Genomic DNA, 15,005 nt, shown 5'->3' with positions numbered 1-15,005 from the left:
CATTGTGAAAATATGAATAAACAAGGAAAAGACCAAATCCTGTGAATTGGTCTGCTAAAACTTAACCTTACTAATTACTAACTTAATTCACGTTTTATCCTGCTATCCAGCACATGCTCCCCCTCCAACTGAACCTGCTTGGCACTCGTTCCCTCCAATTCAAGAATCACTAATTCATTATGCTTTTCCTTCAAAAGCGGTCCCGGTAAATATAGCCGTTGCTGCGGCCCTGCGATGTTCCAGTACCTTCCGAGGTTGAAACCATTGACGAAGATGTTCCCTTTGGTAAATCCGGCAGCATCGACAAAGGTATCATGCCGGCCGGGGGCATCAAAGTTTCCCCGAAAAAACTTCGGGTAGCGAGAATCCCCGCTCGAACGATAATTTGCCGGCAAACTATCTAATTCGATGGCATACATTTCCCAATGGAAAAAGTACTGTTCACCGAGCCAAATATTGTGGATGAGCCCTTTTTTGTCTGCTAAATGTTCACCATAGTTGGCCCTTCCCATGTTTTCCACCAGTATTTCCAGTGTATTAATCTCTTTTGGAAAAGGCAGCTTAATCACGCGTTGCTCATCATTTTTATAGACAGTCGTAACATAGCTGCCGTTAATGTACACAAATCCGCGGTCCTGGATAGCATCGATATTCAGGCTTAAGTCCCCTTGTTTATCGACCTTGGTGCGGTAAAGTGTATAACCATAAGATTGGTCTATCTCTTCCATGGGCAAGGGTGCAATGTGATCAATCCGCCTGCTGATATGCTGCAGTGTATCAAACAAACTGACCGACTCTTTCAATTCTACCGTTCCGTATCCTTTGGCGATAAGCTTGCTTTGATAATCTTCCGGAACGTCCATGTACTCACGCAACGTCCGCTTGACGGCACGATACTTATCGGTTACCTGCCCGCTTTCCGTCAACAAACTATCATAATCATAGCTGGTGATTGTAGGGTAATAGATATCATAATGGTTGGCTCCATTCATGAAGCCGAAATTGGTGCCGCCGTGGAACATATAAAAATTGACTGAGCTGTTGTTTTCCAGCAGTTCCTTGAATACCTTGGCAGCATCCTCCCCCTCCCGGGTATGGTGCTCTCCCGTCCAGTAGTCAAACCAGCCGATCCAGAATTCAGCCACCATTTTCGGCGATCCCGGCTTCATCTTCTCGAGTTGTTGGAATGCGTCCTCCACTTTCGAACCAAAGTTCAACATTGTTGTCACATCAGGTAAAGAACCTTGTTTGATAAATTCTGGTCCATCGGATGTGAACAAAAATGTCTCCAAACCGTGCCTGGCATATTGATCTTTGAAAAAAGTTAAATATTGCTGATCATTTCCATAAGCCCCATATTCATTCTCAATCTGAATGGCGATGACTGGTCCTCCATTTTGAAATAGGAATGGACGCAGCTTCGGAAGCAGGACATCATAATATTCCGAGACATGCTGCAAATAGACAGGGTCACTGCTCCTCAGCACGATATCCGAATTTTTCAAGAGCCAGGAAGGCAGCCCGCCCATTTCCCATTCGGCGCAAATATATGGCGAAGGACGGATGATAACATATAACCCCAATTCATACGCCAGTTGGACGAATCGTTCGATATCGGCCAGTCCGGAAAATTCGAACTGCCCTTTCTTGGGTTCGTGCAGGTTCCAGGGCACATAGGTCTCTACCGTATTCAATCCCAACGCTTTCAGCTTCTGCAGCCGGTCTTCCCAATGCTCGGGTACCGTGCGGAAGTAATGCATTGCCCCGGATAAAATTTGAAAAGGTTCGTCATGTAAATAAAACCTCCCGTCTTTAGCCTGCAGCATGGTTACCCTCCTTCCGTTTTAACAGTTTCAAGCCTAAAGGAGCTATTTCGATCGACCGGGAAACGACGCTTCCATCAAGGAGATCAGTAAAATTCTCGTTCGGCAAGGCAATGGCCTGCTTTTCCCCGCCAAAGTTCATCAGGAAAAGGTAATCATGCGTGCCATCTGTCCGGCTTTGCGCCGAAACACCGTCCGGCAATTTGGTTTCCAGCGCCCTTTTCAAACCGCTTTCTTCCACAAGTTTTTCATAAAAAGCTTCGTGGAAGGACTGTTCATTGCGGGAGGCGATATAATAGGCTTTTCCCTTACCAAAACGATGGACCGTCAGTGCGGGACTGCCGGCATAAAAATCTTCCTGATAAACGGCCAAAGCTTCCGCACCTTCCAGATGAATCAAATCACAAAGCTCCATGGCTGTGTATTCTCCGCTCAAACCGAGTTCATTTTCCGTGAGCGTGATGTGATTCGTCTGGCCATCATGCAAGGCGTCGATTTCCTCGGACCAGATGCCGAGTGTACGTCGCAGCGGTCCGGGAAAACCGCCCAAGAACGCCAAATCGGTTTCATTGGCGATACCCGACCAATACGTTGTGACAAAGGCACCGCCATTCCTGACGAATTCTTCAATTTTTTGCCCCACACCGTCGCGCACCATGTACAGCATCGGGGCTACTACCAGCTTGTATTTTGACAGGTCTTTCTCCATATCGATAACATCAACAGCTACCCCTTGCTTCCAAAAAGCCCGATAATGTGCCGCGATCGTTTCTTCATACTTAATCCCTTGATTACGTGGTCCTTGAGCATCCTTAATTGCCCACCGATTTTCCGTATCAAAAATAATCGCCACTTCTGCTTCCACCGCTGTCCCGACAACCTCATCCAACTCGGCAAGGGCATCGCCTACTTGGCTTACTTCTTGAAAGACGCGGGTATGTTCATGACCCGCATGGTCGACAACGGCTCCATGAAACTTTTCGCTTGATCCCCTGCTCTTGCGCCATTGAAAATATTGTACAGAATCAGCGCCGTGCGCGACCGCCTGCATCGATGCCAGCAGATGCATCCCCGGCCGCTTCAATTTGCTGACTGGTTGCCAGTTGGTCATACTAGGCGTGCTTTCCATCAGTAAGAACGGCTGTCCGTCTTTTATCGACCGGAACATGTCATGATTCATCGCCACCCATGCAGCTTGTGCAACGTCACCGACGGCATCATGCCAGGTAGGATACGAATCCCAGGAAACAAAATCGAGTGCATCGGCAAATTTGGCATAATGGAGCCCCTCAAATGCCTCCATGAAATTAGTGGTAACCGGCAAATCCGGCTTTGCTGCTCGCAATGGTTTGGTCTCATGCTTGAAAAAGTCGAGCGTCTGGTCTGTCACGAACCGTTTCCAATCCAAATTCAAGCCGTGAACCATCGATTCTCCATGCGGTGCCGGTGATTCCACTTGCGACCAGGAGGTGTATGTATGGCTCCAAAACGTCGTCCACCAGCTATGATTCAAATGATCCAGTGTACCGTACTTTTCTTTCAGCCATTCCCGGAATGCTTCCTGGCATAAATCACAGTGGCACTCTCCACCATATTCATTGGAAACATGCCAACCGATCACTGCAGGATGGCCGGCATACCGCTCTGCCAGCTTTTGGTTGATCGTCGTCACCTTTTCCCGGTAAACGGGGGAAGTATAACAATGATTATGCCGCAGCCCGTGCAGGTTGCGTACCCGGTTCGGACCCACCCGGAGTACTTCCTTGTATTTCTCTGACATCCAGGCCGGACGCGCGCCGCTTGGAGTGGCTAAAAACGCATAGATGTCATTCTCAGCAAGCTTATCAAGAATTTGATCAAGCCATTCCAACCGGAAGACCCCTTCTTCCGGCTCGAGTTTAGCCCAGGAAAAAATACCGACAGACATCACATTGCAGTTTGCCAGTTTCATCATCCGGATGTCTTCTTCGATGATGCCGGGATAATCCCCCCATTGCTCTGGATTATAATCGGCACCGTGAAGCATTTTCGGGATTTTCGAACTGACTGGATTGTAACGCTTTGTCATTAAAATCACCTGCTTTAAAAATTTCAGCCTTACCTCAGGCTGGTTAATGGATGGTGTAAGGCTTCACACATACTTTATAAACATGTCAGTGTGAAGCCATTAATGGTTTACTGCTTTTCCAAAACGATATGATCGAGGTAACCGGTGAAACGATCATCGCTTTCTGCCTCGAACTTTATATTGAGGTTGCCGTTTGTAACTTGAATGTTTTCAACCGAGTACTTCCGCCAAATCATCTTCCCACCCGGTACCTTCGTCATTTTTAATATATTGCTATATTCCTTCCCTTGGGTAAAAGCAGAGAGGTTCAGTTCCGTCTTATCCGTTGTTTCTTTGTCGCTTCGCGCATAAACGGAAAGCGTGTATTGACCATCTGGCAGTTTCTTTGCTTTTTGGCTTAACTCCACTTTCCCACCTGGATTTAGAGAGAATTTAACAGCATGATCGCCAGCATAAGCTTTAGTGACATGATCCTCCACGGTTATCACCTGTGTCATACCGGATTTGCTTTTTTCTTTCCATCCATCCAGCTTCCCAGTTTCGAATCCTCCGTTTTCCAGTAATTCACTGCTATAATCATAAACCGCTTTATAGTTGCCAATTACAATCGGACTGTAATCAAGCAAGTTTTTCGCAGACCCCCAGCTACCTGAATCATACTCATAACCCGACCGCTTGGCTGTTGCCTGAATCTCAACATTTTGGGAGATCTGAATCGGCCCTGCATAAACCCGGATTGAATCATAGTCTTTGATATAGGGCGCTCCCACAAACTGTTTAGTCGAACCAGCCCCTGTAATAGGATCTGCTCCGTCCAGGGTGAAATATATTTCTGCATTTGGTGTTTCCGTCTCCAGTTCGATAAAACTTCCCTCATCTACATTATGTCTTGACGAGTAAGAATAGCCATTCCCTAAGGCATTTACCTTACTGTTATCCGGCAGGCTAAAGACTGGTGCAACTGCAGAAGCCGAAGCGCCTTCTTTTACAATGACATGGGCAAATGCATTATCGGCCTTTCCGGCGACACTGCCGAATACCATATACTCACCAGGGACATTGGTGTCGACAGCAGCTACATCTTCTTCATTCCATTCAACCGGCTGCCTGGTTATCGTCCGTTTACGATCGCCCATCTTTCCATTGTTTTGGACAGCGACGATTTTCTCCGGCATCTGTAATTTTTCTCCTTTGTTCACTTCTACTTGTGTTTCCCATCCGTAAGCATATGCATTGGCGTTATCCGGCAGTGTTTGATTGCCTTTCACCAGATTAAAAGTTTTTATAGACGGAAGTACATAGCCGTTGATATCGAACAATCCTGCTACTTCCCACCCGGTTCCATAAGGGGTCGCCCACCCGGTCGTATTACCGGGCAGCCATGCGGGTTCCCAATAAAAAGCGCCAAGCCCTTTCTGATTATCAATCTTTGCTGCTACATTGAGTACTTCCCGTAGGGCCGTCGCCTGTCCTTGCACAGAAGCAGCCAAACCGACAGTACTCACGTCACCATGCTTGAAGTTTTGCGGCGTATCATCACCTGCATCCTTCTGTATCGTCCATGGATAAGCAGTTTCCGCGATAAACGCATCCTTGCCATATCTCTCCGTGATATGGTTCAAGTTATTTAGGACTTCCTCATACGTCCCATGCCAGGATGGATAATAAGAGGCACCGAGAGCCTCATAGTCAACGTTGTTTTTCTCCATGGCCAAAGCAAAACTGTTATACAACCACGAATTATTGCCATTGGCAAGATGGAAGGAAACCAATGCCTTCTTTTCCGGATCATCCACATTCGGATCTGTACTACGTACTGCCGCTGCTCCGGCTTTAAAGATATCCACCGCGACCGGGTTCATATCCCCTTCCGAGGTCAGCTCAAACTGCTGTTCCAAAATATCACTGTTGGTCTCATTGCCTATTCCAACCATATTAGGATAGACACCGGCCTTTTTCATTTCATCGAGGGAAGTTTTTGTAAAATCACCAACAGCATCCACTAGGTCTTGGCCGCTCAAATCATCCCATGCTTTCGGCTTGATTTGTTGACCCGGATGTGCCCAAAAATCACTGTAATGGAAAGTGACAAACAACTTCATCCCCCGCTGTTTCGCCTGCTTGGCAAGTTCAATTGTTGTTTGCAGATTGCTGTTCCCGCCACCATACGGATTTCTGTATTCATCATAGGGGTCATTCCAGACCCGCAAGCGCACCCAATTTACACCGTTTTCCTCCAATACATCGAACAAGTGGACTTTTTGTCCTTCCAAATCATAAAATGACTTGCCCGCTTTCATCAGTTGATACAAAGAAGAAACATCTGCCCCCATCATGAATTCCGGTCTTTGATTATTTTGTAATTCCGGAATTGGTTCCACGATTGGTGTCTTTCCCTCTCCACTGACGCGCACTACACAAGTTGACGCATAATGATTCCCATCTTGATCTTCTGCTTTTAGGGTAATCGTCGCTTTTCCGGTTCCCAGCGCATCGATTCTTCCTGTTTTCTCGTCCACCTTTACGACATGAGCATTATTTACTTGCCATGTATAGCTGTTGATGTTGACATCCGGATCCGCCGTAAACTGCATGACCGAGAACTCGCCTGGTACCATGCTAAAGTCGCCGCCTTTTATATTAACAGGAGAGTTTGATGCAGCCGAGACTGACAATAATGGTGAAAGCAGCATGATAAATACTAGCAGTAAGCTAAGTTTTTTCCCTAACCTCATTTTTGACTCCTCCCTAACCATTTTGAAAAATCCTTCATATATGTGCATACGCTGTTGAAATGATGATGCCAGCCCTTTGCAATCCGCGCATGATCCACTGCCAAATTAGCTTTCTTTCATCCTTTTCTAGCTTTACTAGCGAATATACGGCTCAATTTTCATGCCAAACTTGAAAGCTCCGCTCTTCAGCCTGTATTTCTCTAACACATCGGGACCACAGCTTGCCGAGCCCAGTCCATGCTGTCGGTGATCGAGGAAAACCGTGAGGAAGTCCTCTCTGACTAAATCATACGTATGCTGTGCTTCTTCCAGGTTTTCCTGTGTATAGAATTGGGCATTGAAATCAAAAACAGGCTGTCCCCGGAAAATGATGCCGACACCTGCTTCATCCGTCAACCGCGCCCAGCGGACCTGGTGGCGGTTGCCGTTTTCTTGTGGAAAAGCATACGGCGTATGGAGTTCATCCACCGATTTTGTCCAGACCCCGATACGAGCAGCTTGTCGGCTATCGACATATGCTTCCCCCGGACCAAGGCCATTCCATTTAACATGATCAAATACTGCCGGTACTTCCATCCTCAGCCCGATACGCGGGAAGGTGCTCGGAAGCTTGCCGTAAGGCTCGCCTTTAACATCGATCGCAAGTCCGCCGGCGCGATCAATCGTGTACATATAAGAAGTCGTCATGCCCCAATCCAAGATTGGTGGAGCGACACGGGCTTCCACGGATACCTGCAGCCGATCATCCTGTAATGACTGCCAGTTCACGTTCTCAGTCCGCTGCTGCAGCCAGTGCAGGCCGAAGTCTTTCCATTCTTTAATCGAGGGGATATCTTTCCAATGCACTTGCGCCCATAAATCATTGTCAATCGGTGCCCGCCATAGATTCAGAACGGGACCAGTTTTGATCAAATCAACACCCTGGTATTTGTATTCCGACATGATGCCCGAGGTCTTATCGAACCGAACAAGGAAATCCCCGCCCTGGACAAGCAAACTGCCGTCAGCGTCCTTCACCTGCAACGGACGTTTGGATGGAATTCCAGCTTCCCTGCCTATTGTTTGGCTAACTGGGAGCTCAAACTGGGCCCATGCAATCGAGTGCCCTGCTTTCGCCCATGCTGTGTCGGATGCCAGCTGAAAGTCAATGTCCAGCCAACACTCCCCCTCAGCATATTGCGCGTCTCCGAGTTGATAGGCTATAACCACTTCCTTGCACTTTTGGGCGCCGATATTTTCGACAGAGAAAGTGCCGCCGGCAATAACTTTTTCCCCGGCTTTGATCGACCAGACTGCCTGTAGATGATCCAGGGAAACAAAATCATAACGGTTGACCACTTTGAATCTGCCTTTCTGCAGATCGATTGCTTCAACCACAACCGGTTCGATGACTTTTTTATACTCCTTCAGTGCCGGAGACGGGGTGTGATCAGCCATCACCAGACCATCGATCACAAAATTCGAATCGTGCGGTTGTTCTCCGAAGTCCCCGCCATAGGCAAAATATTCTTCTCCATCCATTGTCACTTGGCGAATTCCGTGATCAAGCCATTCCCAGACAAATCCACCCTGCAGCCGGTCATGCTTGTAAAAGGTTTCCCAATATTCCTTCAACCCGCCGGGGCCATTTCCCATGGCATGGGCATACTCGCATAGGATATGCGGCTTTTTTAAATCATTACGCTGTCCAAGTGCATCCATCACTTCAACTGCCGTGTACATTGTCGTGAACACGTCGGATGCTTCCGGATCCCGCTGCGGGTCATAGTTGCTTTCCGACCGGGTGATTGCCCGGCATTCACCTTCATAGTGAATCAACCGGGTATTGTCATATGCTCTTGCCCAGTCCGCCATCGCCATATGGTTTCTTCCGTAACCGGACTCATTCCCGAGCGACCACATAATGATGGACGGATGGTTTTTATCGCGGGCGACCATCCGTTTCATCCGGTCCAGATAGGCTTCCTCCCACTCCGGATCATCACTGAGCCGGCTCCAGTCACCGAGTACATCAAAACCGTGGGTTTCCAAGTCGGCCTCGTCGATCACATACAATCCGTATTGATCGCACAGATCATAAAAGCGTGGATCATTCGGGTAATGAGACGTTCTGACCGCATTGATATTGTGCTGCTTCATCAAACGGATGTCTTCCTCCATCCATGACAGCGGAACAGCCCGCCCTAAGTCGGGATGGTGATCATGGCGGTTGACCCCTTTCAGCTTGATCGCCTTTCCGTTCACATAAAACAAACCGTCATGCAGCTCGACCTTCCGGAACCCGACTCGGACTGGAATGACTTCGGTTGTTTCACCCGATTGAGACTGGAGTGAAATCAGCAGCCGATACAAATACGGATCCTCGGCCGACCAGGGGTGAGGGTTTTCCACAGAAAAAGTAGTAGTAACCGTTTCCCGGCTATGCCCGGCAAGCGTAACAGTATCGCTGTCCGCTTCTCCGACAATAGTACCGTTTTCACGAAGCAGCTGATAATGAAGCTGGTAATCCACGGCTGTACCGTTCCCACTATTCTCAATCACCGTTTCAACCGACAGCCTGCCCCCTCTTTTTTCAACCAAATCGGCCTTCACAAAAAAGTCTTCGACATGTTCTTTCGGAACAGCTGTTAAATAAACGTCACGGAAAATACCGCTTAGCCACCACATGTCCTGGTCTTCCAAGTACGTCCCATCGGACCACTGATACACCTGGACTGCCAGCTTGTTGTTTCCTTCCCGAAGATAAGCGGTCAAATCGAATTCCGATGGTATCCGGCTGCCCTGACTGTAGCCGACTTCTTTACCGTTCACCCATAAATAAAATGCACTGTCGACTCCTTCGAACGTAATGGTCACCTGTTTTTCCAACCATTCCCCACCGATCCAGAACTCTCTGACATAGGAGCCTGTCGGGTTTTCAGTAGGTACGAATGGCGGGTCCACCGGAAATGGGTAGACCACGTTCGTATAAGCAGGTTTTCCATAACCATGCATTTGCCAGGATGAAGGAACATCTAAATCGTCCCAGGTATTTGTTTCATAGCCTACCGCGTAAAATCCTTCCGGGGCTACTTGAGGACTTTCCGCGTAATGGAACTTCCAACGGCCATTCAAGGAAAGAACGACCTCTGAAAGCTTTCGATCGAATGTCAGCGCTGTTTCCCTGTCTGAAAACGGAATGAAGTGCGCGCGCTCTTTTCTGCGGTTTTGCTGTAACACCTGATGGTTTTCCCAATCGTGTGCCATCAAATCTTCCCCCCTAAGTAAATAAAATTATCCTTTGACCGAACCCATCATTCCTGCCACAAAATGCTTCTGCATCACAAAGAAGACAATGGCAGTCGGCAGCGTTGCAATCACGATGGCTGACATGATCAACCCGTAGTCCGGCGAGTAACCCGCACCAAGATTGGAAATCAACAGCGGGATTGTCTGCTTTTCAGGAGACTGCAAAATGACCAAGGGCCATAAATAGTTGTTCCAACTATTCATGAACGCGATGATGGCTGCCGCCGCATAAGACGTTTTCATCGTCGGTAAATAAATCCGAAAAAAGATTCCCAGCTCGCTTAAACCATCGATTCTTCCGGCTTCCACCAGTTCTTTGGCAAACATCTTCGTGTTTTGCCGGAAGAAGAAGATAAAAAACGCGGTGATGATTGTCGGCAGTATCGCCGCAGCCAAGGTATCGATACCGAAGAAAGGCAGGCCGCCGAATAGTCGGTACAACGGAATCATGATTGCCGCAAACGGAATCATCATCGACAACAGCAGGAGATTGAACACCCGGTCTTTTCCAGGCGTTCGGTAAATCTCGAAGCCATAACCGGCAAGCGAACCGATCAGCAATGTCAAAAAGGTCGTGATTACAGCAATGATCGTCGAATTGACCAGTGCCGTCCCCATGTCGACCGTGTCAAACAATGCTTTTAAGTTTTCCAACAAATGTGTTCCCGGTAGCAAACGCCCCTTGGTAACGTCCACAGACTTGTTGGTCATGCTGACGAGCATCCAGAGAAACGGGAAAATCGAGACAATCGATGCGACACTTAAAAAAGTGTATGTTGCAATCCGTTTTGCCTTTCTCATTTGTCATCACCTGCCACTTTGAATTGTAAGAGCGATAAAAGGACGACCAGAATTACAATCACATAGGAAACCGTGGCCGCATAACCGAAGTCCGGGCTGTATTCGAAGGAAAGATTGTAAATGTACATCGAAATCGACAAGGTAGCATTCCCTGGTCCGCCGTTCGTGATATTCATAACTTCATCAAATAACTGCAACGTACCGATTGTGGAAATAATGGATGTAAACAAAATAATCGGTTTCAGCATTGGTACCGTGATGTAAAAAAACTGTTGAAAACTTGAGGCCCCGTCGATTTTCGCCGCCTCATACATCGAGCGGTCGACGTTTTGCAAGGCTGACAAATAAAAAATCATGTTATACCCGGTCCAGCGCCATGTAATCGCCGCGATAATCGTGATTTTTGCGAGAAACGGGTCGGAAAGCCAGTTTAACGGCTCCGAGATAATGGATAAATCCATCAAAAATTTATTAATCAGTCCGTCCACGCCAAACAGGTATTTGAAAATAACGGCATAAGCTACCAACGAGGTAACACACGGTAAAAAGATAGCCGTACGGAAAAATCCTTTGAACTTTAACGTCGCATCATTCAACAGGACAGAAAAAAATAGAGCCAGGACAATCATGATCGGTACTTGGACAAGCAAATAAATAAACGTGTTCGTCAAGGCGGCGATAAACGTCGGGTCACTGAACAGCCGGATATAGTTTTCCAGGCCGACATATTCCAAATTCGCCCCCATCCCTGACTGGAAGGAAAGCAGCAATGCACGGATCATCGGATAAAAATAAAACAAACTGATTCCTGCTGCCGCTATCAGGATGAACAGCCAGCCGATGTAATTGTTTTTCAAACGTCTGCCGAGCGACTTTTTGCTGGCAGTATAGGGCAGGCCCGTTCGTTTCATCACTTTACTCATCTGTTTTCAACTCCTCCTTATGCGAAATCGTTACAGGATTGTGCAAGAAAGGGACTCTTTGAAAGTACAAGCTTTCGCAGAATCCCTTTTGTTTGGACTTTCCTATTCAAGCCTTTGCTATTGGTTTTTCGTCCCTATGCACTATTTCAACTGCGATTCAGCCTGCGCCTGGGCATCCGCCAAGACATCTTCCAGGTCTTTACCTTTTAGATAGTTTTGCATTTCAGCAGCTAAAATGTCCTCGATCGCATAGGTGTGCAAGCCATAGTTGACGCTCGGGATTTCTTCGGTCCACTCAGAGAAATCGGAGATGACAGACTGACCGCTGAAGTACTCATTCTCTGCCTGGTATGCTTCCCCATCTGCTGCCGGGGCGTACGTACCGAGCGCACCTACATCAAGCACGAGGTCCTGATAAAACGCTTCGTTTGAGCCAAACGTGGCCCCGAGGAACTCGGCCGCTTTTTCCTTGCCCGGGATATTCAAGACATAGAAGGAGCTTCCACCCTGGTTGGATGCATTAACAGCTCCGTTTAAGTCCAGGCGTGGAATCGGGGCAACTTCCCATTTGCCTGCCTGAGATTCTTCTGCTTCGATACTCGGGGCAATCCAGTTACCACTTGGAACCGTCGCCACATCGCCGCTATTAAAGGCTGCGATAAACTGGCTCCAGTCAGAATTGGCTTTGACAAAGTCTGCTTCAATCATCGCTTTATAGTTTTCAAATGCTTTTTTCAACGGTTCGTTATCTACCAGATTCACAGTCTTGCCATCATCTTCCACGTACCAGGAGCCGGCACTTTGAATCATGACACGGAGAATCCCCAAGTCGTTCGGATCAAGCGAAATCATATCCTTGCCTGTTTTTGCTTTGACGTCCTTGCCGATTTCGATATACTTTTCCCAAGTGATATCGGTCAAGTCCTCCTTGGTGTAACCAGCCTCTTCCAAATAATCGGTACGGAAGAACAACCCGGTCACCCCTGTATCAAACGGCAGCCCGTACTGTTTTCCATCGAGACTGGTAGGCGCCAGCTTATAAGGAGCGAAATCATCGGTGTTGAAATAGTCCCCAATCGGATAAAAAGCATCTGGATAAGATTGCAAAAAGCTTTGAGCACGCTGGTCTTCAATCAATACAATGTTTGGCATACCTTTCATACTGCCGGAGCTGAGACCTGTGTTTAACTTTTGCACGATATCGTCCTGTGCGTTCTCGATAATTTCCAGGTCCAAATCTTCCTCGTACGCATCTTTGGCAAGTTCCAGTGCCGCAATGTTAAAATTCGGATCCCAGGCCCAAGCCGTGATCTTGTCCGGTTCCTCCCCGGTATCCGAGCTTCCGCTGGCATCATCTGAAGAACAAGCTGCCAGAGCGAGGAGCGTGACAACGGTCAGTAGGAACAAACCTGTCTTTTTCCAGTACAAAAATTTCATCATCCTTACCCCCTCTATAATGTAAGCGTTAACATTGTCGCTTGTTTCCATGATAGCACCGAGAAAAAAAGACCGTTAGAACGATCTTTAGGTCATTGTATAACTATTTTTATAAGTTTTCTTCACCACTGACACGGAGTTTGGCATTATTTTTAGAAATGGTATTTTCTTTAGTATTCTCCTCCAGTAATGGCAGCACAATTTTCACTTTGGTTCCTTTGTTTACTTGACTGGTCACTTCTACACCGTATTCTTTGCCAAACAACAGCTGGATTCGTTCATGGACATTGCGGACGCCGATTCCGCTGAAAAGCTGCCGTTTTCCTTTGCGGCTGGTTAGCTGGTCAATCTGCATTCCGTCCCCAGTATCGACGACTTCACAAACCAACCGATCCTCCCTCCTTGCGATCAAGATCTGGATATATCCCTGCTTCTTCTCCGTGAAAGCATGAAAAAAGGCATTTTCGATAAACGGCTGGATCACAAGCTTCGGCAAGTGATAGTGCAGACAGTCCGGAGCTATGAAGGTATTTACCTTGATTCGTTCTCCGTAACGTGTCTGATTGATCAACACGTAATTTTTGATATTCGTTACTTCCCGTTCGACCGTGATGGTTTCATCGACATTGCCAAGCGCATTTTGCAGCAACGGAATCAGCGCATCGATCGTCTCCAGCGCTTCCGCCTTTTTATTTTCTTTGACAAGAAATTTCACCGAGGTCAACGTATTGTAAAGAAAATGCGGATTGATCTGGTGCTGTAAGGCTTCCAGCTCTGACTTCCGCTGTTTACGCTGCGCCTTCAATAAATTGTCGACGTGTTCCTGCAGTTCTTGAGCATATAATTGAACGCGTGTGCCAGCTTTTTGGCTTCATACCCGCCGCTCTCATCAACCGGTTTGTTAAAATCATATTTGGCCATATCGGAAATTTGCTTGACGAGCCTTCGCAGCGAATTGGTCATTCTCCTCGAAATGATAAAGACAATGCCGACCGCCAACAGGACGATCGCAATACTGATCAGGACAATTTCCTTTCTATCTACCAGGTTATTGATGACCAGCTCTTTGTCGACAAGATTCACCAAATACATATCAAGAGCCGGCAATGCTGAAGTCAACAGCATATAATCCTTGCCAAAAACGTGGACATCCTGATATTCCAAACCGTTTTCATCTGTCTCTTCAGCAACCGCCAGCAATTCCTGGTCCACTTGTCCGATTAGTTCCTCCTGATTGCTGGAAATGATTTGCCCGTCGCCGTTCATGACCAGCACACCGTTCCCTTCGCTCGTGTATCCTTCATAAAACTCGCGCAGGTCCTTTTCGCGAATCGGTATATACAAATAACCGTACACGTTATCGGTCGAGCTTTCAGTGAGTGCTTTGGTGGCGACAATCATCCTTCTGCCATTGGTGAATTCCCCTTCTGGAACAAACTGATAAAGAATTTCATCCGGATGATCGTTGGTCTTCTTCGTGATCGGGTGGTCAAACAACGCATCGGCGGAAACCGACCAGTTGATATATTTCATATTGAATAACTGCTTGTTCTTCCCGAGTACAATCATATTGGCATCATTTGGATTGTTGGAAAATATCCGGTCCATCTGCTCTTTGATGGTGTAAAAAGAATTGGATGCTTCCAGCGAGCTGACATTCTCCTTTGTCAGCAGCCGCTTGATCATCCCGTTGTCCTGGACGTTAATGGTAGTAAATGCAACCGAATAGCTGAACGACTCAAATTGCTGTTTAATTTGATTCAGTACCTTTGTATTGGTGATACTGAACGTTTCCATGAATAAATTATTGGACATCCGGATGGTACTAAAGGTAATCAGTACCGTCACTGCAATGATGCTGATTACCATGACCAGGAACATCTTCACAAATAGACTGTTTGTCCGGATCGTGCTCATCAATTTTCTCATC

General features: G+C 47.2%; 9 protein-coding genes. All 9 read right to left on the bottom strand.

Translation table 11 applies throughout. The features are described 5' to 3' along the window. Window positions 1-77 precede the first annotated feature (77 nt). A complete protein-coding gene (locus BLR82_RS13795) occupies window positions 78-1,826 on the bottom strand; it encodes a glycoside hydrolase family 35 protein (protein WP_074600025.1) in 1,749 nt (582 codons plus the stop codon). Further along, entirely contained in the window at window positions 1,813-3,891 is a 2,079-nt protein-coding gene (locus BLR82_RS13790; RefSeq protein WP_074600024.1) for a beta-galactosidase, read from the bottom strand. The genes BLR82_RS13795 and BLR82_RS13790 overlap by 14 nt, the downstream gene beginning before the upstream one ends. Before the next feature lie 107 nt (window positions 3,892-3,998). Continuing rightward, entirely contained in the window at window positions 3,999-6,626 is a 2,628-nt protein-coding gene (locus BLR82_RS13785) for a glycosyl hydrolase 53 family protein (protein WP_074600023.1), read from the bottom strand. Window positions 6,627-6,761: 135 nt separating this feature from the next. Further along, window positions 6,762-9,872, bottom strand: coding sequence for a beta-galactosidase, LacZ type (lacZ, locus tag BLR82_RS13780; RefSeq protein WP_074600022.1), 3,111 nt, complete (start codon window positions 9,870-9,872; stop codon window positions 6,762-6,764). A 27-nt stretch (window positions 9,873-9,899) separates the two neighbouring features. Then, on the bottom strand, window positions 9,900-10,715 hold the full coding sequence (locus BLR82_RS13775) for a carbohydrate ABC transporter permease (protein ID WP_074600021.1): 816 nt from the start codon (window positions 10,713-10,715) through the stop codon (window positions 9,900-9,902). Beyond that, window positions 10,712-11,638 carry a carbohydrate ABC transporter permease gene (locus BLR82_RS13770; RefSeq protein ID WP_083334859.1) on the bottom strand — a complete coding sequence of 309 codons (927 nt, stop codon included), beginning with the start codon at window positions 11,636-11,638 and terminating at the stop codon, window positions 10,712-10,714. Before BLR82_RS13770 ends, BLR82_RS13775 begins: the two co-directional genes overlap by 4 nt. A gap of 141 nt (window positions 11,639-11,779) precedes the next feature. Further along, a complete protein-coding gene (locus tag BLR82_RS13765; protein ID WP_074600020.1) occupies window positions 11,780-13,075 on the bottom strand; it encodes an ABC transporter substrate-binding protein in 1,296 nt (431 codons plus the stop codon). 109 nt (window positions 13,076-13,184) lie between these two features. Next, a complete protein-coding gene (locus tag BLR82_RS21570) occupies window positions 13,185-13,880 on the bottom strand; it encodes a sensor histidine kinase (protein WP_342721606.1) in 696 nt (231 codons plus the stop codon). Beyond that, complete coding sequence (locus tag BLR82_RS21565) at window positions 13,877-15,004, bottom strand: HAMP domain-containing protein (protein WP_342721605.1); 1,128 nt, start codon at window positions 15,002-15,004, stop codon at window positions 13,877-13,879. The genes BLR82_RS21570 and BLR82_RS21565 overlap by 4 nt, the downstream gene beginning before the upstream one ends. Between the last annotated feature and the right edge of the window lies 1 nt (window position 15,005).

It is taken from the genome of Sediminibacillus halophilus, assembly GCF_900103695.1.
Classification (GTDB): Bacteria; Bacillota; Bacilli; order Bacillales; family Amphibacillaceae; genus Sediminibacillus; species Sediminibacillus halophilus.
Note: the sequence above shows the minus strand (reverse complement) of the source record. Positions and strands in the feature narration are given on the sequence as shown.